Below are 22,909 nucleotides of genomic sequence, written 5' to 3' on the forward strand. Positions count from 1 at the left end.
TGGGGGATGCGATGACGAGCACACGAGTCGACTACCGGCCGGCCGACGCCGAGGCCGCCTGGTGGGTGGCTGTCGATGACGGCGCCCTGGCGGCGCTGTCGCCCGTCGTGTCGGCGGCGACGGCGGCGACCATCTGGCGCGGCCTCGGCACCGGCGGGATCGGGGCGGTGCTGGAGGCGCTCACCGGCGCGTTCGGCACCTCGCTGGCCGCTATCCCGCCGTTCGCGCTCGCGATCGCCGAGCCCGGCGGCGTGCGCGTCGCGGTGCGCGGTGACGTGGAGATCATCGTCGAGGGCGACGGCGTCGAGGCCGTGTCGGGCACGGGCGTCGCGACGTGGACCGAGCGCTTCCTGCCCGGAGCGGTCCGCGCGACGATCGTGCCGGCCGGGGCCACGACCGCGCCGGCCGCCGACGTGCCGCTGCGTTCCGGCGTCGTGCGCGCGGACCAGATCCGGCTGGAGCTGGGCGCGTCGCCGACCCGGGTCGATCCGGCGGTCCCCACCGCCGCGGCATCCGCTGCATCCGCTGCATCCGCGGCATCCGCTGCGCCGGCTGCCGGGGCGGCCGAGCCGTCCGATCCTGAGGAGATGTCGGATGCTGAGGAGCCGCCCGCTGCTGCCGCCTCCGCGGCATCCGCCATTTCCTCGATATCCGCCGCCTCCTCGGCACCCGCCATCTCCTCGGCACCCGCCGCCTCCTCGGCATCCGTCATCGACTCGGTGCCGCCGGGACTGTTCGGGGCGCGGTCGGCGGCCGCCCCGGGGACGGCACCAGAACCCGCCGAGACGGTCGCGCCGGCGGCGACGGCGGCCGAGCCTGCGCCTCCCGCCGAGTCCGAGTCCGAGTCCGATGCGGCACCCGAATCCCCGCCCGAGCCCGGGGTGGCGCCGCGTGCCGACACCTCCGCCGACACGCTGATCCCGGAGGCGACGGCCGCCGAGGACGCCGAGCCCGCACCCGTGGACGAGTACGACCTGCTGTGGGGCGAGACGGTCGCCCGTCCCGTGTCGGCGGCGGCGATCGCCCCCGTCGAAGCGGAGACGGATGCCGCGGATGCCGCCGCCGCACCGGGTGCGGAACCCGGACCCGCCCCGTCGGCCGACCCGGCCCCTCCCGCCGCGGCGTCGCGGACCGCCGCAGCGGACGGAGCGGACGCACCGGCCACGCCCGACGGGCTCGGCGACCACGACGGCGCGACGATCGCCGTGGCGGACGTGCGGGCGATGCGGGCGGAGCGCATCGCGTTCGAGTCGACGGACAGCGTCCCGGCCCGCCGCCCCGCGCGGGGCCGCATCCGGCTGTCGACCGGCCGCGTCGTGGAGCTCGAGCGGCCCGTCGTGATCGGACGTCGCCCGAAGTCCACGCGCACCTCGGGAGCCGAGCTGCCGACCCTCGTGGCCGTCGACAGCCCCGAGCAGGACATCTCGCGCAGTCACGTGGAGATCCGCGCGGAGGGCGAGCACGTCCTCGTCACCGACCTCGACACCACCAACGGCACGGTGCTGCTGCGCGGCGGCAACGAGCCGGTGCGACTGCACCCCAACGAGCCGACCATGGTCGTCACGGGAGACGTCCTCGACCTCGGCGACGAGGTCACCGTGACCTTCGAGGACCTCCCGTGAGCGCCGCGAAGCGTCCGCCGGCACCGCCGCCCGCGCTGCCCGGGTTCACCTACGTCGACGTGCTCGGCTCCGGCGGCTTCGCCGACGTCTACCTCTACGAGCAGCACCTGCCGCGCCGCCGGGTCGCGGTGAAGGTCATGCTCCCCGACCGCATGGCGTCGGGATCGGCGGAGCAGTTCACCGCCGAGGCGAACGTCATGGCGCTGCTGTCGACGCATCCCGCGATCGTCACCATCTACCAGGCGGGCGTCTCGGACGACGGGCGTCCGTACCTCGTGATGGAGTACTGCTCGCGCCCCAATCTGCAGGTGCGCTCGCGCGCCGCGGCCTTCTCGGTCGCCGAGGCGCTGCGGGTCGGCGTGCAGGTCGCCGCCGCCGTCGAGACCGCGCATCGCGCCGGCATCCTGCACCGCGACATCAAGCCGGCGAACATCCTCGTCACCGAGTACAACCGTCCGGCCCTCACCGACTTCGGCATCGCGACGACCGCCGAGTCGGAGGAGTCGTCGGCGGGGATGTCGATCCCGTGGTCGCCGCCCGAGTCGTTCAGCGACGTGCCCGGCTCGGGCGTCGCCACCGACGTGTACGCCCTGGGCGCCACCGTCTACACGCTGCTGGCCGGTCGCTCGCCGTTCGAGCAGCCGGGCGGGCGCAACGGCGGCGCCGATCTCATCCAGCGCATCGAGTCCCAGCCGGTGCCGCGTCTGGAGCGCGCCGACGCCCCGCCGTCGCTCCAGGCCGTGCTCGAACGCGCGATGGCCAAGCGTCCCGGCGACCGCTACGACTCGGCGATCGCGTTCGCGCGGGCCCTCCAGCGCGTGCAGATCGAGCTCGCCCACTCGGTGACCCCGATCGACATCCTCGACGACGCCCCCGAGGACGCCGGCGAGGACGACGTCGACGGCGAGCTCACCCGCGTCCGCGGCATCGTCAGCATCGAGCCGCAGACCCACCCGGCCGCCGGCCCGACGCGTCGGCGCGACCGGCCGGACGACACCGCGGCCGCCGCGCCCGCCGCGCCCGCCGTCGTCCCGGGGCCGCCCGTTCCCACCGACACCGCCGACCCGACGTTGCTGCGGGGCCCCGTCTCCATCGCGCCGCAGGCGGCGGACCTCGACACCTCGTCCACGATCCGCCGACCCGGCCCGGCCGCGGCGGCCCGCACCGTCGACCCCGCCGTCGCTGCCGCCGCGTCGCCGTCCGTCGCGGATCCCGCCGAGGCGGCCGACGCCGCCGCCGATGCGCCGGCACCGCGCACGCGCCGCGGACTGTGGATCGGTCTCGGCATCGCCGCCGCCGTGGTCGTCGTCGCGGGAGTCGCCGTCGGGGCCAGCCTCGTGGCGCCCGCGGTGCAGCCGCCCGCCGACGACGAGCCGACGACGTCGGCCGCGCCGCAAGACCCGCTGGGCGGGTACGTGCCGCCGGTGGAGGCGCTCGCCGGCACGGTGCAGGGAGGCGACGCCGTGTTCACCTGGACCAATCCCGAGCCGCAGGACGGCGACGGCTATCTCTGGTATCCGTACACGCTCGCCGGCGACGGCGAGACCCGCAAGGTCACCGAGACGAGCGTGACCCTGCCGGTGGATGCCGGCGGCACGACCTGCATCGCGGTGACGCTCGTCCGCAAGGACGGCACCGCGGGCACCGAGACACGGAAGTGCACCCCATGACCGACATCCACGACACCGTTCCCCCCGCGGACGCCCCCGAGGACGACGTGACGGGGGCGGACATCACCGTCGAGTTCGCCGGCGAGTACGTCACCGTGCCGTCCGGAACGCGGTTCACGATCGGGCGCGAGGGCGACCTCGCCATCGACGACAACCGTTTCCTGCACCGGCACTTCCTCTCGATCGAGCAGTCCGGCGGACTGTGGTGGCTTGTCAACATCGGCTCGCGGCTGTCGGCGACCGTCACCGACACGGAGGGTCGCGTGCAGGCGCAGCTGGCGCCGGGGGCGCGGTTGCCGATCGTGTTCGGCGTGACGACCGTGGTGTTCAGCGCGGGTCCCACGACCTACGAGCTGTCGGTGCACACGGCGCAGCCGGCGTTTCGTGCGACGGTTCCGGAGCGGGTGGCCGACGGCGAGTCGACGATCGGTGCCGTTCCCCTCACGCCCAGCCAGAAGCTCCTCATCCTGTCCCTCGCCGAGCCCGTGCTGCGCCGCGAGGGCACCGGCATGAGCGAGCTGCCCAGCTCGGCCGCGGCGGCCCAGCGCCTGGGCTGGAGCATCACCCGCTTCAACCGCAAGCTCGACAACGTATGCGACAAGCTCGACCGTCAGGGGGTCCCCGGGCTGCGCGGCGGAGTGACGAGCTCGGCGACCAACCGGCGGGTGCGCCTCGTCGAGCACGCCGTCGCCTCGCGCCTGGTCGTCCGCGACGACCTCGCCCTGCTCGACGATCCCGCGCGCTTCGAGCGCGAGGCCGGCGACGACGCCCCGCGCCGAAAGGAAGACGGATGAAGCTGCGCACGACCCTCGTCCGACCCGGGGGAGAACCCGAGGATCTCGTCATCAACGCCGACGCCGACGCGACCGTCGGCGACCTCGCCCGCACCATCGCCGAGGTCGACCCCCGCGGCGGAGGCGACCCGCGCGAGGACGTCACCCTGGAAGCGTTCGGCACGATCGCGCAGGGACCCGGCGAGGTGCTGGATGCCGCGGCATCCGTCGCCCACGTCCAGCTCGGCGCGGGGTCGGCGATCCGGGTCGTCCCGGCCGGCTACCAGCCGCGACAGCGCGTCGGCGAGGTGGAGATCGTGTCCGGGCCCGGCGCCGGGACGACGATCCCGCTGGAGCGGACGGTCGTGATCATCGGTCGCGACCCGCAGTGCGACATCGTGCTGGACGACCCGCTCGTCTCGAAGCGGCACGCCCGGCTCGAGGTGGGGCAGGGACGGGCCGAGCTCGTCGACCTCAACTCGGCCAACGGCATCCTCGTCGACGGCGCACCGGTCACCTATCTGACCGCCGCCGACGGCGAGATCGACGCCGTCCTGGGCGACACGCGCGTGCGCATCACCGCGGCCGGAGATGCGACCGTCGCGCCCTCGACGTGGCGGCAGGTCCCGTTCGTGCGCTCGCCGCGGGTCGAGGCCCGCTACCTCGGCGAGGAGTTGCCGGGCACCGACCTGCCCGCGCCGCCCGCGCCGCAGATGTTCCCGTGGCTCGCGATGATCGCGCCCGTGATCATGGGTGCGGTGCTGTTCTTCGTGATGAGGAACCCGATGGCGCTCGTGTTCGTGGCGGCATCCCCGCTGCTGATGCTGGGCACGTGGCTGACGACGCGCCTGCAGGGGCGCGCGCAGCTGCAGCGCGACAAGGACCGCTTCGAGCAGCAGCTGACGCGGCTCTCCTCGCGCCTGGAGCAGGAGCGCGAGACCGAGCGTCGCGTCCGCCGCGGCGAGGTGCCCGAGCTCGACCCGATCTGCGCCGACGCGCTCGCCGCCGGTCCGCTCGTCTGGACGCGCCGGCCCGAGCACTGGTCGTTCCTGCACGTGCGTCTGGGTGACGGCATCGCTGCGAGCCGCAACACGGTCGCGGAGTCCACCAAGCGCGATGCGGCGATCCCCTCGTATGTCGACCGTCTCGACGAGGTCGTCGAGGCCTTCCGCGAGGTCGACGACGTGCCGATCCTCGAATCGCTCGCCGAGGCAGGGGCGATCGGCATCGCGGGGGCGACCGCGCGCGTCGGCGACACCGCCCGCGCGCTCCTGGCACAGACGGCGGGTCTCCACGCGCCGTCGGATGTCCACATCGTCGCCTTCGTGGGCCCCGCCACCCGCGCGGCGCTCGCCGACCTGAAGTGGCTGCCGCACACGTGGGCCGCCGAGGACGCACTGGGCACGGCACCCATCGCCGACAACGCGGCGACCGCCTCGCGGCTGCTCGCGCAGCTCGAGGAGCTCGTCGACACCCGCACGAAGCGGCTGCGGCGGCTGCGGGCCCTCAAAGCGACGGATGCCGCGACCTCCGCCGGTGCCGAGGTGGGCGAGTCCCGCGGGCGCGAGGAGGAGATGCCGCTTCCGGCATATGTCGTCATCATCACGCCCGACGCCCCCGTCGACCGCGGCCGGCTGATCCAGCTCAGCGAGCGGGCCGCCGGCAGCGGCGTCGTCCCGGTGTGGGCCGTCTCGAAGGTGGAGCACCTGCCCGCGGCCTGCCGCACGTGGGTCGAACTGCCCGCCGACGGCGATGCGAGCGCGCACTTCGTGCGCCTGGGCGTCGTCGTCGCGCCGCTGCGCGTCGAGGCTCTCGACGCCGCGCGCTTCGGCGTCGTCGCCCGGGCGCTCGCGCGCATCACCGACATCGGCGACGTCGCCGAGGATGCCGGTGACGTGCCGCGCACGATCCCGCTGCTGCAGCTGCTGGGCCCCGACATGGCGACCAGCGCCGACGCCGTGATCGACCGCTGGACGCAGAACGCGTCGATCCGCGCGACGCGCTCCGGCGCCGGCTACCAGCCGAAGCTGCGCGCCCTCGTGGGCCAGGGGGCGCAGGGAGCGCTCCACCTCGATCTCCGCCAGCAGGGCCCGCACGCCCTCGTCGGCGGGACGACCGGCTCGGGCAAGAGCGAGTTCCTGCAGGCGTGGGTGCTCGGCATGGCCGCCGAGTACAGCCCCGAGCGCGTGACGTTCCTCTTCGTCGACTACAAGGGCGGGTCGGCCTTCGCCGACTGCGTCAACCTGCCGCACTGCGTGGGTCTCGTCACCGACCTGAGTCCGCACCTGGTCCGCCGCGCCCTGACGAGCCTGCGCGCCGAGCTGCACCACCGCGAGCACCTCTTCAACCGCAAGAAGGCCAAGGACCTCCTCGAGCTCGAGAAGGCCGCCGACCCCGATGCGCCGCCCGCCCTCGTGCTCGTGATCGACGAGTTCGCCGCCCTCGCCAAAGAGGTGCCCGAGTTCGTGGACGGTGTCGTCGACATCGCCCAGCGCGGGCGCTCCCTCGGCATCCACCTCATCATGGCGACGCAGCGTCCGGCCGGTGTCATCAAGGACAACCTGCGGGCCAACACGAACCTCCGCGTGGCCCTCCGCATGGCCGACGAGACCGACTCGGACGACGTCATCGGCTCGAAGGAGGCCGCGCTGTTCGACCCGGGCATCCCCGGGCGCGGCATCGCGAAGACCGGACCGGGCCGCATGAGCCTCTTCCAGTCGGCCTACTCCGGCGGCTGGAGCCTGCGCGCCGAGCCCGAGCCGGCGGTGGAGGTCCGCCCGTTCCTGCTCGGCGAGGCGCCCCTGTGGGAGAAGCCCGCGGTCTCCGAGGCCCCCGCCGAGACCGAGGATCTGGGCCCGAACGACCAGCAGCTCCTGGTCGCCCGCTTCGGCGACGCGGCCCAGCTGGCCCGCATCGCTCCGCCGCGGCGCCCGTGGCTCGACGAGCTCGCGCGGACGTTCGACCAGACCAAGCTGCACCAGCGCACCGACGCGCGGCTGGTGCTCGGTGTCGTCGACGTGCCCGAGCGCCAGGACCAGGTGCCGTTCTTCTTCGAACCCGACACCGAGGGCCACCTCGCCGTCTTCGGCACCGGCGGCTCCGGCAAGTCGGTGGCGCTGCGCACGCTCGCCGTCTCGGCCGGGATCACGCCGCGCGGGGGACCCGTGCACGTGTACGGGCTGGATGCCGCCACCGGCGGACTGCGCATGCTGGAGTCGCTGCCGCACGTCGGCGCGGTGATCTCGGGCGACGACACCGAGCGCATCGAGCGGCTGTTCGGGATGCTGCGGGCCGAGCTCGACCGCCGCGGCGACGCGTACGCGGCGTCCGGCGCGTCGACCCTGACCGAGTACCGCACGCTCGCCGGCCGCGGCGACGAGCCGCGCATCCTGCTGCTCGTCGACGGCTTCCCCGCCTTCCGCTCCGCCTTCGAGGGCGTGCCCGGTCGCGCGGAGTCCTACCGCGCGTTCCAGCAGGTGCTCACCGACGGTCGTGGCCTCGGCATCCACGTGGCCCTCACGGCCGACCGCGGGCAGAGCGTGCCCACCTCGCTGCAGGCCATGATCCAGCGCCGCATCGTGCTGCGCATGGCGGATGAGGACGGCTACGCGCTGCTCGGGATGCCGCGCGACATCCTCGGGCCCGACGCGGCGCCGGGGCGGGCGATCGTCGACGACCACGAAGCGCAGATCGCCGTGATCGGCGGCACCGCGAGCACGAAGGACCAGTCGCTGGCGATCGATCGTATGGCCGAGGCGATGATCCGCCGCGGCACGACGCCCGCCCCCGGCATCCGCGCGCTTCCCGTCGAGTACGCGATCGACGAGCTGCCGCCGACGGCGGGCACGGGGGTCGCCATCGGCCTGTCCGACCTCGATCTCGGCCCCTACGGCATCGAGCCGGCGGGCACGTTCATCGTGGCGGGCTCGCCCGGTGCCGGACGCTCCAACGCCGCCGCCGCCATCGTCCGCCAGACCCTGCGCGCACGGCCCGACACGGCCGCCTTCTACATCGGCGATCGCCGTTCCCCGGTGCAGGATGCCGTCGCGTGGACGTCCACCGCCGAATCCGCCTCGGCGGCGATGGCGGTGCTCGGTGCCGTCGACGAGGCCGCCGACCGCACCGCGGAGGGCGGCGCCGTGCCGATCGTCGTGCTCGAGGGCATCGGCGAGTTCGCCACCTCTCTCATCGAGATGAACCTCTCCACCCTCGTGAAGCGCGCGGGCCGCGGCGAGGTCTTCTTCGTCGTCGTCGGCGAGATGAGCGAGTGGACGACGAACTTCGGCCTGCTCGGCGAGATCAAGGCGGCGCGCCGCGGCGTGGTGCTCCAGCCGGAGACCATCGACGGCGAGGTCGTGCTCAAGACCCCGTTCCCGCGCCTCGTCCGCGGCGAGCTGCCCGTCGGGCGCGGCATCCTCGCCCACCGCGGCAAGACGGTGCGCATCCAGTTCCCGATCGCGACCGCGGCGGCCGAGCTGGCGGCGACGGGAGCCGTCTCGTGACGGGGCGCGCGAACGTCGCCCGCACGGAGCGCTCATGGGGAGTTCTGCCCATGGTCACGGGCGGCACCGCCGCCTATCGTCGAAACAACAAGACCTCCCGGCACACCGGCCGGGCCAGATGAAAGGGGCCCTCATGGCCAATCTGAATGTCACCTACGACCAGATGAACTCGGCCGCTTCGCGCCTGCGTGACGGCCAGAGCGAGCTCGAGGCGAACCTCCAGCGCCTGCGTCAGCTGGTCGCCCAGCTGGTCCAGGACGGCTTCACCACGAGCCGTGCCTCGGGCGCGTTCGACGCCTCGTACACCGAGTTCACCACCGGTGCGACCAAGACGGTCCAGGGCATCGAGGGCATGGCCGCCTTCCTCGAGAAGGCCGCTCAGGCCCTCCAGTCGACGGACGAGCAGCTCGCCAGCCAGCTCGGCCAGTGATGTCGACCTGCGGAGCGCGCCCGCGCTCCGCAGGTTCACGAGGCCTTCCACCCCGGTGCTCCGACGCCGTGGGTGGAGGGCCTCGCGAACCTCGGGGGACGACGACCGCCGCCGGAGGCGTCAGCCGCGGGAGTGGCCGAGCACCTTCACGATGATCCCGCGGCGGCGCAGCTCGGCGATCGCGTGGGTCTCCTCGTCGACCGTGCGCCCGAGGGCGTGCTTGTCGGCCACGACGACCACGTCGCCCGACACCAGTCGGCCGAACAGGCGCGTGAGGCGCTCCGACCAGCTCTCGCCGGTTTCGGGGGCGGGATGCCGGAAGCCCTCGATCGGCACCCCGAACTCCGCCAGGGCGTCGCGCTGGGCGATCACGGACGGCAGGTCGTCGCGGGCGACCACGAGCCCCACCAGTCGCGAGCCCGCCGGACGGGCGGCCCACCAGTCGGTGCCCGAGACGACCACGGGCACCGCGGAGGTGACCGCGGGCAGCGCGATCGACTCCGCGTAGTCGGCGGGGGCGCGCTGGTCGTCCGGATGCGGGGTGCTCACGGCATCCATTCTGTCCCACGGCGCCGACACGCACGTGTGCGACGTGCAGCGGTGCGCGTCAGTCGTCCTCGAGGCGGCGCAGCTGCATGCTCAGCTGGTCGGCGTCGAGCTGTGCGAGGGCGTGGCGCAGCGCCGCGGACGAGTACGACCCCTCCCGCGAGACGTCGACGAGCCGCTCCCGCATCGCCTCGATCAGCGCGATCCGCAGGTCGATCACGCCGGCCGAGCTGATCTCGGGCGACTCGATCCGCGGAGCGCTCATCCGCTCGGCCAGCTTCGCGAGCACCTCCGGCGGATAGAGCACGCCGCTCGCATCCGCCAGCCCGGGCGTGCGCAGCCGCGCGAGGGCGGCTTCGCGCAGCTCGTCGTCCAGCCGCTCGCCCTCCTCCGCCGAGCCGCCGTCGCCCGTGCTCGCGGGGATCTTCAGCATGCGGATCACCCAGGGGAGGGTGAGTCCCTGCACCATGAGGCTGACGAGGGCGACGACGAACGCGATGAAGATCAGCAGCTCCCGCGCGGGGGTGGACGGCTCGAGCGTCTGGGCCGCCGCGAGCGTGACGACACCACGCATCCCGGCCCAGACGATGACCACCCCGTCCTTCCACCCGAGGGGCGACCCCTGGTAGTAGTCCATGTCGTTGAGCACCCGGCCGATCCGCGCCCGGAGCCCTTCGACGCGCTGCTGCGTGGCGGCGGCATCCGGCTCTCGACGTGCGACGCGACGGGCCAGGCGGCGGGCGGTGCCGCGCGCCGTGCGTCGGAGCAGCCCCGGCCGCTCCCCGCCGGCGGGGTCCCCGTCCTCGCGCGACGGTCTCAGCTCGCGCAGATCGCTCGTGCCCGGATCGAAGGCGTCGAGGCGGTCGCTGAACGCCTGCAGCCGGTCGCGCTGCATCCGCCGGGCGCGGCGGTCGATGAGGAACACGAGTCCCGACACGTAGAGCGCGCGCACGGCCAGCACGATCGCGAGCGCCACCAGCGCCAGCGTGATGCCGATGCCCACACCGTTGTGCTTGTCGATGTTGCCGGTGACGATGTCGCGCAGCTCGAGCCCCATGATGAGGAAGACCGCGCCCTCCAGCAGCAGCTCGAGGGTGTGCCAGTTCAGTTCGTCGGAGACCCGCTGCTCGGGGGTCGACCACCGCGCGGCACCCTGGCCGGTCGTGATGCCCGCGGCCACGGCGGCCACGAGGCCCGAGCCGCCCAGGTGCTCGGTGGGCAGGTACGCGATGAACGGCACGATGAAGCCGATCGCCGTGTTGGCGACCGGCTCGCCGATCCACCGCCGTATCCGAAGGGTGAGCAGGCCCACGGCGACGCCGATGACGACCGCGACCAGCACGCCCCACGCGAACGCGCCGATCGTGCTGCCCAGCGAGAACCCCGCTGCGGATGCCGCCACGGCGCTGCGCAGCAGCACGAGCGCGGTGGCGTCGTTCAGCAGGCTCTCGCCCTCCAGCATCGTGATGACCCGCGGCGCGATGCCGAGCTTCTTCGCGATCGAGGTGGCGACGGCATCCGTGGGACTGAGGATGGCGCCGAGGGCGACGGCGAGCGCGAAGTCGAGTCCCGGGATGGCGAAGTAGAACAGGGTGCCGAGGGCCAGGGCGCTGATGACGACGAGCACGACGGCCAGGCCCGCGATCGGCATCGCGTCGCGACGGAACTCGACCGCCGGCAGTCGCACGGCCGAGGCGTAGAGCAGGGGCGGGAGAATGCCGACCAGGATGAGGTCCGGCGGCACCGAGAACGCCGGCAGCAGCAGCGACGCCACGAGACCGATCGCGACGAGGATCAGCGGCCCCGCGACGCCGAGCCGCCGCGCGAGGACCGTCGAGACGCCGATGACCGCGATGCCCGCGATCAGCCAGGTGAGGTCGCTCACCGCGGACTCAGATCAGACCGAGGGCGCGCACCGCGTCGCGCTCGGCGACCAGCTCGGCCACCGAGGCGTCGAGGCGGGCGCGGCCGCGCTCGTCCAGCTCCAGCCCGTCGACGACGCGGTACGCCGTGCCGTCGCTCGTGACCGGCGCCGACGAGTAGAGCCCCGCCGGCACGCCGTACTCGCCGTGCGACAGGACCGCCGCCGACGTCCAGCCGTCGCCCGTGCCGTGCACGAGGTCGCGGACATGGGAGATCGCAGCGTGGGCCGCCGACGCGGCCGACGACGATCCGCGCACCGAGATGATCTCGGCACCGCGCTGGGCGACCCGCGGCACGAACGCCTCGTCGAGCCAGGCGGCCGCCGCCGCGCTGCCGCCGAGACGCTCGGCGAGCGCGTCCGTCACCGGGCGTCCCGCCACCGTCGCGTGCGCGACGTCCGGGAACTGCGTCGCCGAGTGGTTGCCCCAGACGATGACGCCGCGCAGCGCCGCCACCGGCGTCTCCAGCGCGGCGGCGAGCTGGGCGAGCGCGCGGTCGTGGTCGAGGCGCGTCAGCGCGGCGAAGCGCTCGCCCGGGATGTCGGGGGCGGATGCCGCCGCGATGAGCGCATTGGTGTTGGCGGGGTTGCCGACCACCACGACGCGCACGTCGTCGGCGGCCGCCGCGTTCAGGGCCGCGCCCTGCGGACCGAAGATGCCCGCGTTGGCCGCCAGCAGGTCGGCGCGCTCCATCCCGGCCGAGCGGGGACGGGCTCCGACGAGCATCGCGATGTTGGCGCCGTCGAAGGCGACGCGCGGGTCGTCGGTGATCTCGACATCCGCCAGCAGGGGGAACGCGCAGTCCTGCAGCTCCAGTGCGGCCCCCTCGGCGGAGGCGAGCCCCTGCGGGATCTCCAGCAGGCGCAGACGCACCGGACGCTCGGCGCCGAGCATGTCGCCGGCGGCGATCCGGAACAGCAGCGCGTAGCCGATCTGTCCGCCGGCTCCGGTCACGGTGACTGTCGTGGCATCCATGGATCTGAGCCTACGGGGGCGAGCCCGGTGGCGGTACGGTGGGGCATGAGCTTCAACAGCAATGCAGAGCTGGGAGGGACGACCGCACGGCGACGAGGCCGCGGGGGAGGTGCCGCGGCGGTCGCCGGCGGCGGGCTGGCCGGCCTCGGTGGGATCGCGGTGCTCCTGCTCGTGCTCTTCACCGGCGGCGACGTCACGAGCCTGCTCGGCGGCACGGGCGGCGGGCAGGACTCCGCCATCGCGGGCTGCGACACCGGCGCCGACGCGAACGCGAACGACGACTGCCGGCTCGTGTTCGGACAGAAGGCGCTCGACGGCTACTGGGCCGATCAGGTGCAGGGCTACCGTGCGCCGCAGCTGATCATCGTCGACGGGTCGACCTCGACGCGGTGCGGCACGGCCTCGAACGCGACGGGCCCGTTCTACTGCCCGCCGGAGGAGACCATCTACGTCGATCCGACGTTCTTCGGCCTGCTCCGCAGCCAGTTCGGAGCGCAGGCGGGCGACCTCGCCCAGCTCTACGTCCTCGCCCACGAGTACGGCCACCACATCCAGCAGATCACCGGGATCATGGACCAGTACCCGAACGACGGCACCGGGCCGACCAGCAACGGGGTGCGCACCGAGCTGCAGGCCGACTGCTTCGCCGGCGCGTGGATCGCGGATGCGACCTCCACGACGGACGCGAACGGCGTGGCCTACCTGCAGCAGCCCACCGACGCGCAGCTGCGCGACGCGCTCGATGCGGCGGCCGCCGTCGGCGACGACCGCATCCAGGCGCAGTCCGGACGGGTCAACCCCGAGACCTGGACCCACGGGTCGAGCGGACAGCGCCAGCGCTGGTTCACCACCGGCTACCAGAGCGGGCTCGACGCCTGCGACACCTTCTCGGTGTCGGGAGGAGAACTGTGAACGGGCCGGCGCACCTCGACGACATCCTGTATCCCGCGATCGAGCCCTACGAGACGGGGTACCTGCTGGCCGGCGACGGCCAACGGGTCTACTGGGAGCAGTCCGGCAACCCCGACGGCAAGCCCGTCGTGTTCCTGCACGGAGGTCCCGGCGGCGGCACCTCGCCGTGGCACCGCCGCTTCTTCGACCCGGAGAGGTACCTCATCGTGCTGTTCGACCAGCGCGGCTGCGGCCGGTCGACGCCCCACATGAGCGCGCCCGACGCCGATCCGCGGTTCAACACGACCTGGCACCTGGTGGCCGACATCGAGCTGCTGCGGCGCAACCTCGGGATCGACCGGTGGCAGGTCTTCGGCGGATCGTGGGGCTCCGCCCTCGCGCTCGCCTACGCGCAGTGCCACCCGGATGCCGTCAGCGAGATCGTGCTGCGCGGCGTCTTCACGCTGCGTCGCCACGAGCTGGAGTGGTTCTACGAGGGTGGCGCGTCGGCGATCTTCCCCGATCTGTGGGAGGCGTACGTCGCGCCGATCCCCGTGCTCGAGCGCTCGCGGATGATCGAGGCCTACCACCGGCGGCTCACCGACCCCGATCCCGCCGTCCACGAGCCGGCGGCGATCGCGTGGACCACGTGGGAGATGTCGACGCTCACCCTCCACCCCGATCCCGATCTGGTGGCCTCGATGACCGACGCCGCGACCGCCGTGGCGTTCGCCCGCATCGAGAACCACTACTTCGTGCACGGCGGGTGGCTGCGCGAGGGCCAGCTCATCGACGACGTCGGCGTGATCCGCGACATCCCCGCCGTCATCGTCCAGGGCCGCTACGACGTGTGCACCCCGATCATGACGGCATGGGACCTCCACCGCGCGTGGCCCGAGGCCGAGTTCGTCGTCGTGGACGATGCCGGCCACTCGGCATCCGAGCCCGGCATCGCCCGCGCCCTCCGCGCCGCCACCGACCGCTTCGCCTAGCCCCCTCCTCTCTCCCCCCTCTGGAGCGCGAGCCGCTACTCCGCGTGCGAGCCGCTACGCGCCGTACCGGCCGGATCGTGGCGGCTCGGCCGGGCGATAGCGGCTCGGCGAGAAGGGGGAGGGTGGGGGACTGCTAGGATGGGGGTACTTGCAGCGCCGAATCGGCGCTCTCGCGTCGTAGAACGCTTCCCTCGCCGCCCGGCCCCGACCGGATGATCGGCTGACATTCTTCGTACGGCGACCCTGTGCGCATCCGCGCAGAGGCCACCGATCCGGGCGTCCCGCCCAGAAACATCACCATGTCTGACATCACTTTCGGCGCGCTCGGCGTGCCCGCCCCCCTGCTCGACGTGCTCGCGAAGGACGGCAAGACCACCGCCTTCCCCATCCAGGTCGACACCCTGCCCGACACGCTCGCCGGCCGCGACGTGCTCGGCCGCGGCAAGACCGGCTCGGGCAAGACCCTCGCCTTCTCCATCCCCCTCGCCGCCCGCCTCGGCGGCCCGCTCGCCGGCGGCAGCCGCCGCTCCGGCCGCATCCTCGGTCTCGTGCTCGCGCCGACGCGTGAGCTCGCCACGCAGATCAACGCGACCCTCGAGCCCCTGGCGGCCGCGTACGGCATGAAGACCACGACGATCTTCGGCGGCGTCAACCAGAACCGCCAGGTCGCCGCGCTGAAGGCCGGCGTCGACATCGTCGTCGCCTGCCCCGGCCGCCTCGAAGACCTCATCTCGCAGGGCTTCGTGAAGCTGGATGCCGTGGAGATCACCGTCATCGACGAGGCCGACCACATGGCCGACCTGGGCTTCCTGCCCTCGGTCACGCGCATCCTCGACAAGACCCCGCGCGACGGGCAGCGCCTGCTGTTCAGCGCCACGCTGGACAACGGCGTCGACAAGCTCGTGAAGCGGTTCCTGCAGAACGAGGTGCTGCACTCGGTCGACGAGGCGCACTCGCCCGTCGCCGCGATGACCCACCACGTCTTCCACGTCGGCGGCGTCGAGGAGAAGAAGGAGCTCGTGCGCACGCTCGCCTCGGGCACCGGCCGTCGCATCCTCTTCATGCGTACCAAGCACCACGCCAAGAAGCTCGCCCAGCAGCTGACGTCGCAGGGCATCCCGTCGGTCGATCTGCACGGCAACCTGTCGCAGCCGGCCCGTGACCGCAACCTCGCCGCCTTCAGCTCGGGCGCCGCGAAGGTGCTCGTCGCCACCGATGTCGCCGCGCGCGGTGTGCACGTCGACGACGTCGAGCTCGTCATCCACGTCGACCCGCCCATGGAGCACAAGGCGTACCTGCACCGCTCCGGCCGCACGGCCCGCGCCGGTGCCGAGGGCTCGGTCGTCACGCTCGTGCTGCCCGGTCAGGAGAAGGACGTCAAGGACCTCCTCCGGAAGGCCGCGATCACCGCGACCCCCGTGCCCGTGACGCCGACCTCCCCGCAGGTCACCGCGCTCGTCGGCGAGGTCGCCCCCTACGTCGCACCCGCGCCGAAGTCCGAGCAGCCCGGCCGCGGCCAGGGCGGCGGCGGTCGCAGCCAGGGCGCCAACGCCCAGCGCAAGCGCGCGGCCCGCGAGGGCGCGCCGGCCGGCCAGGGCGGACGCGGCGGCCGTGGCAACGGCCAGCGCAGCCAGGATCAGCCCCGCGCGGACCGCGCCGGACGCCCGGCCGCGGATCGTGCCGGACGCCCGGCCGCGGACCGTGCCGCCGGCGGTCGCGAGCAGCGCCCGGCTCGCGATCACCGTGCCGCCGCGCAGCCCGCGGCATCCGGCAACGCGCGCACGGCGGGACGCCGCGCCACGCACGCCGGGGGAGCCGGTGCCACCGGCGGCAAGCTCATGGTGGGATCGGTCGTGCGGCAGAATGGCGGCCCGCGCCGCTCCGGACGCTGATTCCGGGCGGTCGGGGCCGCGGCCCCGCGGGCCTCGACGGTTCGCCGTGACGAATGTCGGACGATCGACGCCGGCCCGGCCGACGACCCGCGGGTTTGTGCGGCACGCCCGCGGGTGAGCTGACGGTTGTCCGGCGTTGGTCACGCGACCACCCGTGCCACCCGCTGCTGCGTCCACGCCGCCACGGGTCGTCCCCGGTCCGCCGTGACGAGCGTCGGACGATCGACGCCGGCGCGGCCAATGACCCGCGGGCTTCCGCGGCACGCCCGCGGGTGAGCTGACGGTTGTCCGGCGTTGGTCACGCGCCCACCGGCGCTACCGCCCACCCGCGCCGCCCCCCGCCCGGCCCCACCACCCGGCGGGCGGGGTCAGACCGCGCGGATGAGGTCCGCGGCGCGCTCGCCGATCACGATCGCGGGCGCGTTCGTGTGCCCGCGGATGATCGTGGGGATCACCGACGCGTCCGCGACCCGCAGGCCGTCGACTCCGCGCACGCGCAGCGCGGGATCGACCACGGATGCCGCGTCCTCGCCCATACGCGCCGTGCCCACCGGGTGGTACAGGGTGTGCGAATACCGCCGCAGCGACAGCTCGATGCGTTCGGCGGCGCTCATCCGCTCGCCACCGGCCGGCTGCACCCAACCGCCGGTGGTCACGGCGCGCAGCGCGGGCGTCGCGATGAGGCGTTCGCACTCCGCGAGCCCCGCCCGCAGCGTCTCGGCGTCGACGCCCTCGGGATCGGTGAGGTAGCCGGGGTCGATGATCGCGGCGTCCGCGGGGTCGGCCGAGGCCAGACGGATCGTCCCGCGACTGCGCGGGCGCAGGAGGATGGCCCCCACGGTGATGCCCTCCGCGGGCGGCGGCACGAGGCCCTCACCGACGTACGGGGCGGCGGCGAAGATGATCTCGATGTCCGGCAGCCCCGCGGGCGCGCCCCGGTCGTCGGCGACCGCGGTGCGCACGAAGCCGTAGGCCTCGGCCACGTTCGAGCTCAGCATGCCGCGTCGCGAGGAGAGGTAGCGCGCCAGTTGACCGGGCCGCTGCGCCCCGTAGAGCGTTCCGCCGCGGGCGGCGGGCGCGAGCCCTGCCACGAGATGGTCCTGGAGGTTCGCACCGACACCGGGGGCATCGACCCGCACCCGGATGCCGTGGCTGCGGAGCTCGTCCGCGTCGCCGATCCCGCTGAGCAGGAGCAGCTGCGGCGTGTTGATCGCTCCGCCGGCGAGGATGACCTCGCGGCGGGCGCGCGCGTGGCGGGTGATGCCGGCGATGTCGACGTAGACGCCGGTGGCGCGGGGGCGTCCGTCGCCCTCCTCGAAGGTGATGCGTCGGACGAGGGCGTCGGTGACGACCCGCAGGTTGGCTCGGGCCCGGGCCGGGCGAAGGTACGCGTCGGCGGTCGAGGCGCGGGCGCCGCGGTGCTGCGTGACCATCGTCTGGGAGAAGCCCTGACGGGTGGGCAGGTTCGCGGCGGTGACGGGATGCCGCAGCTCGCGCGCGGCCTGCAGGAATGCCGCCGTGTGGGGCCGGGGATCGCGCTGGTGCTCGACCGGCTGCGCGCCGGCGGTGCCCTGGCTGGCGTCGGCGGCGCCCTGCGTCGCCTCGACGCGCTGGAAGTACGGCGCGAGCGACGCCCACGACCAGCTGTCGCCGGCGCTCTGCGCCCATTCGTCGTAGTCGGCGGCGAAACCGCGCACCCACATCATGGCGTTGAGCGACGACGACCCGCCGAGCGTCTTTCCCCGCGGCCAGTAGATGGTGCGGTTCTCCAGCTCGCGCTGGGGCACCGTGTCGTAGTTCCAGTCGTAGCGCCCCCGGAACAGGGTGGAGAAGGCCGCCGGCACGTGCAGCGCGAGGGCCGCGTCCGGCGGCCCGGCCTCCAGCACGAGCACCGACGTCGCCGGATCCTCGCTGAGACGGGCGGCGAGGGCGGCCCCGGCGGAGCCGGCGCCGACGATGACGTAGTCGGCCTCCAGCGTGGACGGCCTCCCGCGGGTCGCCCGTCTCGACGCGCTCACGCGCCGAAGGCCTTCACGAGCGTGACGGCCATCTTCGCGGGGTTGCCGTCGATGCGGAACCGCGTGAACCCCTCGCACACGGCGGCGCCGGTGCGCGACGTCACGAACCAGGGCGGCTTGGGAAGCACCGACAGGCCGCGCCCGCGGGCGGCGGAGGAGACGGACCGGGGGAACGGGCGGAACGGGCCGCGCACGACGGTCCGCTCGACCCGGTCGAGCAGCAGCGCGTTGTGGACGATGCCCATGCCGCTGGGCGCGTCGGCGAGGGTGCCTCCCGGGAACGCGCCCCAGGTCGCCGTCGGGGTGAGGAACCCGAACGCCGTCCAGGCGTTGACCGCGACGGTGCCGTACCGCAGGTCGGCGACGGCGCGTTCGAAGCCGTCGCCGAGCGCGTTCTGGGTGACGGGGTCGATGAGCACATTGGCGCCGAGGGTGCCGACGAGCCGGTCGTTGGCGTGCGCGACGGCGGCGTCGAGGAACTCCTGACCCGTCCCGCGCAGGCCCACCAGGGCGAGCACGGGCGCGAAGTACTCGGTCGCCTCGAGGGTGGTCGCATCCTCGGGGCGCGCCTCGATGAGGGCGCGGGTCCCGCCGGCGCACCAGGCGGCATCCGGGTAGGAGGAGCGCGCCGCGTCGAGCTTGCTCTGACTGTGCGGGTACCAGACGGGTCGCGAGGGCGCGCGCTCGTACGCGGCGCGCACCTCGTCGAGGAACGCGTCGCGCTGCGGCCAGTCCTCCGAGAGCAGCACGACCTGCCCGGCGATGCAGTTGTGGCCGCTGTTGTGCAGCCGCATGGTGACGACGTGCTCCGCCTGGAAGCGCAGGTCGGCCGCCGACCAGTCACCGGGCACCACGATGATGGGCGACACGCCGCCGAGCTCGGCCGTGATCGGCTTCTTCAGCAGCGGTCGTCCCTCCCGCCGCCGACGCGTGGCCGCACCCGCGGCTCCCGGCGTGTGCGACGGCCCCCACACGATCGCGCCGAACGTCGACTCCGAGCCGGTGATGTGCACGTGATCGATGTCCGGATGCTGGGTCAGGTAGCCCCCGACGTCGCCGCCGCCGCGGACGATCCGCAGGAGTCCGGGCTCGATGAGCGGCGCCAGCGCGCGCTCGAACACCGGCACCAGCGCGTCCTGCGTGGGGTTGACCTTGAGGATCACGACGCGGTTGAACGCCAGCAGCTCGTACAGCACATCGAGGTAGGGGATGGAGGTGATGTTGCCCGCGCCGAGCACGAGGCCCACACCGCCGGATGCCGCGGGGTCGAGCTGTCCGAGGCCCGCCTCACGGCGGGCGGTGGCGGCGTCGACGCCGGGCTGCAGCCAGACCTCGGTGGTGTAGCCCGACAGCAGCAGCGTGTCGGTCGCCGTCAGCGGTGAGGTGTGGACGACCGTGCGCGCACCGGGGGCGGACCCGGTTCGGAGGTCTTCGAGCGGCGACCGGCCGACCGCGAGGGCGTGCAGGGTGTCGGCGTAGGCGTCGAGGGCGACGAGGGCCGCGTACGGTCCGGACAGCCACTCCTCGCCGCGCAGCGGATGCCCGGGCGGCAGTCCCTTCGAGGTCGCCGCCGTGTCGGCCCATTCCTCGGCGACCGCCGCGGTCGCGACGCGGACGCGGCGGATCAGCGTGCGCCGCTGGCCGAGCGTGAGGGCGCTCCACGCGCGGGTGCCGCTGCGGAGCTGGGCGATCGCGGCATCCAGACCGTCCTGCACGTCGTGGTCGAGCCGGTCTCCGGTCGACGTCTTCGGTGGTGCGGACGGGGCGCCTGCGGTCACGGCGTTCTCCTTCGAAGCGGGTTCGCGCTCGCGCGCGGGCCTCCAGCTTACGTCGGAGCGAGACGCAGTCCCAGGGTCATTGCCACTCGATGCCGTTCCGACGGCTCGCGGCGCGGTCCGGGGCGCGCGCTCAGATCAGCGAGAGCTCACGCAGCTTCGCCTCGACGTCGGCGTTGGTGGGCTCGACGTGGTGGGAGGCGTCGGGGTAGACGACGACGGGGATGTTCGTGCGACCCGAGATCTCGCGGGCCACGTCGGCGGCGGCGGGGTCGGCGACGAGGTCCACATAGGTGTACTCCACACCCAGCTCGTCGAGCTGCTTCTTGGTGCGGATGCAGTCGCGGCACCAGTCGGCGCCGAACATCGTGATCGGGGTGTTCTCGGAGGTCATGATTCCAGCGTACGCTCGGCGGTGCGGGTGACGGCCCGGGTCGCCACACGGGACGTGGACGTTTTCTTCGGGGCGTACACCCACAGCGCGTGATAGACGAATCGCACCACGAACGCCGCCGCGAGCGTGATCGCCGCGGCCAGGACGCTCGGGATGTGGGCGCCCTGCACGAGCAGCGGGATGATCGGGATGCGGACGACGGCTTCGACGTTGTTGAACGCGAACGACTTCAGGAAACGCACCCACATCTGGCCGGACTCGGAGCGCATGTCGGCGAAGACGAGGTACTCGAGCAGCAGGAAGTTGCCGATGATCGTCACCTCGCTCGCGATGATCGCGGCGGTGAGGTAGTTCATGCCGAGGTGGATGAGACCCCACATGATGACGAGGTTCGCGATCGCCCCGACGCCGCCGACGAGGGCGAACGCCGACATGCGGCCGAAGCGGAGCATCGCCAGCTGGGTCAGGAACCGCATGCCCTGCGAGAACGTCGCCTTCGACTCGCCGGCGAAGCGGGTGGCGAAGGCGAACGGGATCTCGCCGATGCGCATCTGACGGCGCGCGAGGATCTCGAGCAGGATCTTGAAGCCGCGCGGGCGCAGGTCGTCGAGGTCGACGGTGTCGCGGTCGACGAGGAAGAACCCGGTCATCGGGTCGGTGCAGCCGTGCAGCTTCCGCGGGAACATGGCCTTCGTCAGAAGGGTGGAGGTGCGCGAGACGGCCGTGCGCGTGGCGCCGGCGAGCCCGCCGGCGGTGCCGCCGGCGACGTAGCGCGAGGCGACAACGATGTCGACGTCGCCGAGCGCGGCGCGGTCGAGCATGCGGGGGATGTCCTCCGGCGGATGCTGCAGGTCGCCGTCCATCACGAGGCACCAGCGCGCCTGCGCGCTGCGGAAGCCCTCGAGCACGGCGCCGCTCAGACCGCCCTCGGGCGCGTCGCGGTGGATGACGCGGACGGGGAAGTCGGTGGCCCGGGCGACCGCTGCGATCGTGGCGGGCGTGTCGTCGGTCGAGTCGTCGACGAACACGATCTCGAAGTCGACGTCCCCCAGCGCCGCGCCGATGCGTCGGACCAGCTCGGCGACGTTCTCCCCCTCATTGAAGGTGGGAACGATGACGGAAAGATCCATGGGCATGCGCTCGCGATCGGTCAGGGACAGAACCGTCCCAGCCTATCGACGCGGAGTTGGGCAAGTGCTGTGCGTGCTCTGTCAGTTCCGCAAGGTCCTGCGGCGCCGGTGATCAGCCGATCTGCTTCTTCAGATCGGGCACGCCCATCCCGTAGTTGATGCGGATGCAGGGCAGCGCGAGCTTCTCCGTGCCGACCGACACGTAGCCCTGCTCGATGGTCCTCGCCATCTCGAAGCCGGCTTCGCGGAGGCCCTCCTTGGCGGTGTCGTCGTTGTGACCGTACGGATAGGCCATGACCTCGGCGACGCCCCCGAGCGCCGTCGCCGACGCCGTCATGTCGGCCGCGATCTGCGCAGCGGAGAGGTTGACCATCTCCCCCTTTCCGTTCGCGCCCGCCTTGTGCATGTCGTTGGTGTGCGAGCGCGGCAGGATGAAACGGTTCTGCGCGGGCACGCCCGAGCCGGTGATCACGAAGGAGGTCGCCATGAGCTGCAGCTGCTCGTTGATCGGCGAGGCCATGGTCAACCACGACGGGTCGGCGTCGTCGTCGGTGATGATGACCGAGTGATCGGGGAGGTACAGCGCTCCGTCGATGAAAGCGCTCAGTTCGTCCCAGGTGGGCAGGTAGAACGCCTGGTCCTTGATGTACTGCATCTGCGCGCGGTAGTCCTCGATGTACGCGTAGTTGCCGCGCAGCCAGCCCTCTTCGCCGCCGGGCTTGGTCGTGAACTGGTGGTACATGAGGATCGGCACCCGCGCCTTCGCGGCGGTGACCGCGTCGGCGTTCGTCCAGGCTCCGTAGAGCGTCGTCTGGCGCTCCGTGCACGAGACGAGGTCGGATCCGTTGATCCTCGTGGCGGGGTCTCCCGCGTGCGCGGCGGGGTCGGCGGATGCCGCGGCCGCCGTCGCCGCATCGGCATACCACCCCGCGAAGACGCGTCCGTCGGCGCGGGGGATCGGGAGATGGTCGTACAGGCGGTCCTGCACCTGCAGCTGCGGATCGAGGGTGACGCCGTCGACGCGGAAGCTGACGGCGCAGGCGCCCGCGACGTCGGGGTGGGCGGCGAGGAGCTGCTCGGCCGCCGTGAGCGGCGTCGGCGTCGGCGTCGGCGAGGCGATGGATGCCGAGGCCCCGGCATCCGGCGTGGAACCGTCCGTCGGCTCGGATGCGCAGCCGGACAGTGCCGCCGCGACGGCCCCGACGATGAGGCCGACGGCGAGCGCCCGGCCGAGAACGCCACGACTGGTCTGCAGACCGCCCATGTATGACCCCCAAGACGAGGGCGCACCCCGCGCCCGGGATCATCCTACGGTCGGCCCGCTCCTCCTCTCGTCGGCGCGCGCCTGACCTCGGCCGGGACGGCGCGGCGGCGACA

General features: G+C 73.3%; 16 protein-coding genes. 8 read left to right on the top strand and 8 right to left on the bottom strand.

The window, feature by feature from the left end:
- Positions 1-11: 11 nt before the first annotated feature.
- The 5 genes from KY498_RS12830 (at position 12) to KY498_RS12850 (ending at position 8,997) form a co-directional block, all read left to right on the top strand.
- Complete coding sequence (locus tag KY498_RS12830; protein ID WP_191009773.1) at positions 12-1,622, top strand: FHA domain-containing protein; 1,611 nt, start codon at positions 12-14, stop codon at positions 1,620-1,622.
- Positions 1,619-3,292, top strand: a complete 1,674-nt coding sequence (locus KY498_RS12835) for a serine/threonine-protein kinase (RefSeq protein ID WP_191009188.1) — start codon at positions 1,619-1,621, stop codon at positions 3,290-3,292. The genes KY498_RS12830 and KY498_RS12835 overlap by 4 nt, the downstream gene beginning before the upstream one ends.
- Positions 3,289-4,086 (top strand): hypothetical protein, encoded by a 798-nt coding sequence (locus KY498_RS12840; protein WP_061781922.1) that lies wholly within the window; start codon positions 3,289-3,291, stop codon positions 4,084-4,086. The genes KY498_RS12835 and KY498_RS12840 overlap by 4 nt, the downstream gene beginning before the upstream one ends.
- The gene (locus tag KY498_RS12845) at positions 4,083-8,567 is read left to right on the top strand and encodes an FtsK/SpoIIIE domain-containing protein (RefSeq protein WP_191009187.1); all 4,485 of its coding nucleotides are present in this window, start codon (positions 4,083-4,085) and stop codon (positions 8,565-8,567) included. The genes KY498_RS12840 and KY498_RS12845 overlap by 4 nt, the downstream gene beginning before the upstream one ends.
- A gap of 133 nt (positions 8,568-8,700) precedes the next feature.
- The gene (locus KY498_RS12850) at positions 8,701-8,997 is read left to right on the top strand and encodes a WXG100 family type VII secretion target (RefSeq protein ID WP_060961131.1); all 297 of its coding nucleotides are present in this window, start codon (positions 8,701-8,703) and stop codon (positions 8,995-8,997) included.
- Positions 8,998-9,117: 120 nt separating this feature from the next.
- On the opposite strand, the gene KY498_RS12855 is transcribed toward KY498_RS12850, so the two are convergent.
- From KY498_RS12855 to KY498_RS12865, 3 genes are read right to left on the bottom strand one after another with little or no spacing between them, the layout of a single operon-like run.
- Positions 9,118-9,555: a dehydrogenase gene (locus tag KY498_RS12855; RefSeq protein ID WP_060961130.1), complete on the bottom strand. Its 438-nt coding sequence runs from the start codon at positions 9,553-9,555 to the stop codon at positions 9,118-9,120.
- A gap of 49 nt (positions 9,556-9,604) precedes the next feature.
- A complete protein-coding gene (locus tag KY498_RS12860; protein WP_191009186.1) occupies positions 9,605-11,428 on the bottom strand; it encodes a sodium:proton antiporter in 1,824 nt (607 codons plus the stop codon).
- A 7-nt stretch (positions 11,429-11,435) separates the two neighbouring features.
- On the bottom strand, positions 11,436-12,440 hold the full coding sequence (locus KY498_RS12865) for a malate dehydrogenase (protein ID WP_191009185.1): 1,005 nt from the start codon (positions 12,438-12,440) through the stop codon (positions 11,436-11,438).
- Positions 12,441-12,485: 45 nt separating this feature from the next.
- Between KY498_RS12865 and KY498_RS12870 the strand changes: the two genes are divergently transcribed.
- The 3 genes from KY498_RS12870 (at position 12,486) to KY498_RS12880 (ending at position 16,215) form a co-directional block, all read left to right on the top strand.
- On the top strand, positions 12,486-13,352 hold the full coding sequence (locus tag KY498_RS12870) for a neutral zinc metallopeptidase (protein WP_191009184.1): 867 nt from the start codon (positions 12,486-12,488) through the stop codon (positions 13,350-13,352).
- Positions 13,349-14,323: a prolyl aminopeptidase gene (gene pip, locus KY498_RS12875; RefSeq protein ID WP_191009183.1), complete on the top strand. Its 975-nt coding sequence runs from the start codon at positions 13,349-13,351 to the stop codon at positions 14,321-14,323. The genes KY498_RS12870 and pip overlap by 4 nt, the downstream gene beginning before the upstream one ends.
- 299 nt (positions 14,324-14,622) lie before the next feature.
- Complete coding sequence (locus tag KY498_RS12880) at positions 14,623-16,215, top strand: DEAD/DEAH box helicase (RefSeq protein ID WP_101307295.1); 1,593 nt, start codon at positions 14,623-14,625, stop codon at positions 16,213-16,215.
- 368 nt (positions 16,216-16,583) lie between these two features.
- On the opposite strand, the gene KY498_RS12885 is transcribed toward KY498_RS12880, so the two are convergent.
- The 5 genes from KY498_RS12885 to KY498_RS12905 all read right to left on the bottom strand — a co-directional run bounded on the left by KY498_RS12885 (position 16,584) and on the right by KY498_RS12905 (position 22,796).
- The gene (locus KY498_RS12885) at positions 16,584-18,233 is read right to left on the bottom strand and encodes a GMC family oxidoreductase (protein ID WP_219879388.1); all 1,650 of its coding nucleotides are present in this window, start codon (positions 18,231-18,233) and stop codon (positions 16,584-16,586) included.
- Positions 18,230-20,011 carry an aldehyde dehydrogenase family protein gene (locus KY498_RS12890; RefSeq protein WP_191009182.1) on the bottom strand — a complete coding sequence of 594 codons (1,782 nt, stop codon included), beginning with the start codon at positions 20,009-20,011 and terminating at the stop codon, positions 18,230-18,232. The genes KY498_RS12885 and KY498_RS12890 overlap by 4 nt, the downstream gene beginning before the upstream one ends.
- Before the next feature lie 130 nt (positions 20,012-20,141).
- Positions 20,142-20,402: a glutaredoxin family protein gene (locus KY498_RS12895; RefSeq protein WP_060961124.1), complete on the bottom strand. Its 261-nt coding sequence runs from the start codon at positions 20,400-20,402 to the stop codon at positions 20,142-20,144.
- The gene (locus KY498_RS12900; RefSeq protein WP_061781927.1) at positions 20,399-21,532 is read right to left on the bottom strand and encodes a glycosyltransferase family 2 protein; all 1,134 of its coding nucleotides are present in this window, start codon (positions 21,530-21,532) and stop codon (positions 20,399-20,401) included. Before KY498_RS12900 ends, KY498_RS12895 begins: the two co-directional genes overlap by 4 nt.
- Before the next feature lie 112 nt (positions 21,533-21,644).
- Complete coding sequence (locus tag KY498_RS12905) at positions 21,645-22,796, bottom strand: polysaccharide deacetylase family protein (RefSeq protein ID WP_191009181.1); 1,152 nt, start codon at positions 22,794-22,796, stop codon at positions 21,645-21,647.
- Positions 22,797-22,909: the final 113 nt, after the last annotated feature.

The organism is Microbacterium sp. PAMC21962, from assembly GCF_019443465.1.
Taxonomy (GTDB): Bacteria; Actinomycetota; Actinomycetes; order Actinomycetales; family Microbacteriaceae; genus Microbacterium; species Microbacterium hominis.

Excerpts from the sequence above, each read along its gene's own strand:
- KY498_RS12845 (WP_191009187.1), top strand. The coding sequence starts at position 4,083 with ATGAAGCTGCGCACGACCCTCGTCCGACCCGGGGGAGAACCCGAGGAT.
- KY498_RS12865 (WP_191009185.1), bottom strand. The coding sequence starts at position 12,440 with ATGGATGCCACGACAGTCACCGTGACCGGAGCCGGCGGACAGATCGGC.
- KY498_RS12895 (WP_060961124.1), bottom strand. The coding sequence starts at position 20,402 with ATGACCTCCGAGAACACCCCGATCACGATGTTCGGCGCCGACTGGTGC.
- KY498_RS12900 (WP_061781927.1), bottom strand. The coding sequence starts at position 21,532 with ATGGATCTTTCCGTCATCGTTCCCACCTTCAATGAGGGGGAGAACGTC.
- KY498_RS12855 (WP_060961130.1), bottom strand. The coding sequence starts at position 9,555 with ATGGATGCCGTGAGCACCCCGCATCCGGACGACCAGCGCGCCCCCGCC.
- KY498_RS12850 (WP_060961131.1), top strand. The coding sequence starts at position 8,701 with ATGGCCAATCTGAATGTCACCTACGACCAGATGAACTCGGCCGCTTCG.
- KY498_RS12870 (WP_191009184.1), top strand. The coding sequence starts at position 12,486 with ATGAGCTTCAACAGCAATGCAGAGCTGGGAGGGACGACCGCACGGCGA.
- KY498_RS12830 (WP_191009773.1), top strand. The coding sequence starts at position 12 with ATGACGAGCACACGAGTCGACTACCGGCCGGCCGACGCCGAGGCCGCC.
- KY498_RS12840 (WP_061781922.1), top strand. The coding sequence starts at position 3,289 with ATGACCGACATCCACGACACCGTTCCCCCCGCGGACGCCCCCGAGGAC.
- KY498_RS12880 (WP_101307295.1), top strand. The coding sequence starts at position 14,623 with ATGTCTGACATCACTTTCGGCGCGCTCGGCGTGCCCGCCCCCCTGCTC.
- KY498_RS12905 (WP_191009181.1), bottom strand. The coding sequence starts at position 22,796 with ATGGGCGGTCTGCAGACCAGTCGTGGCGTTCTCGGCCGGGCGCTCGCC.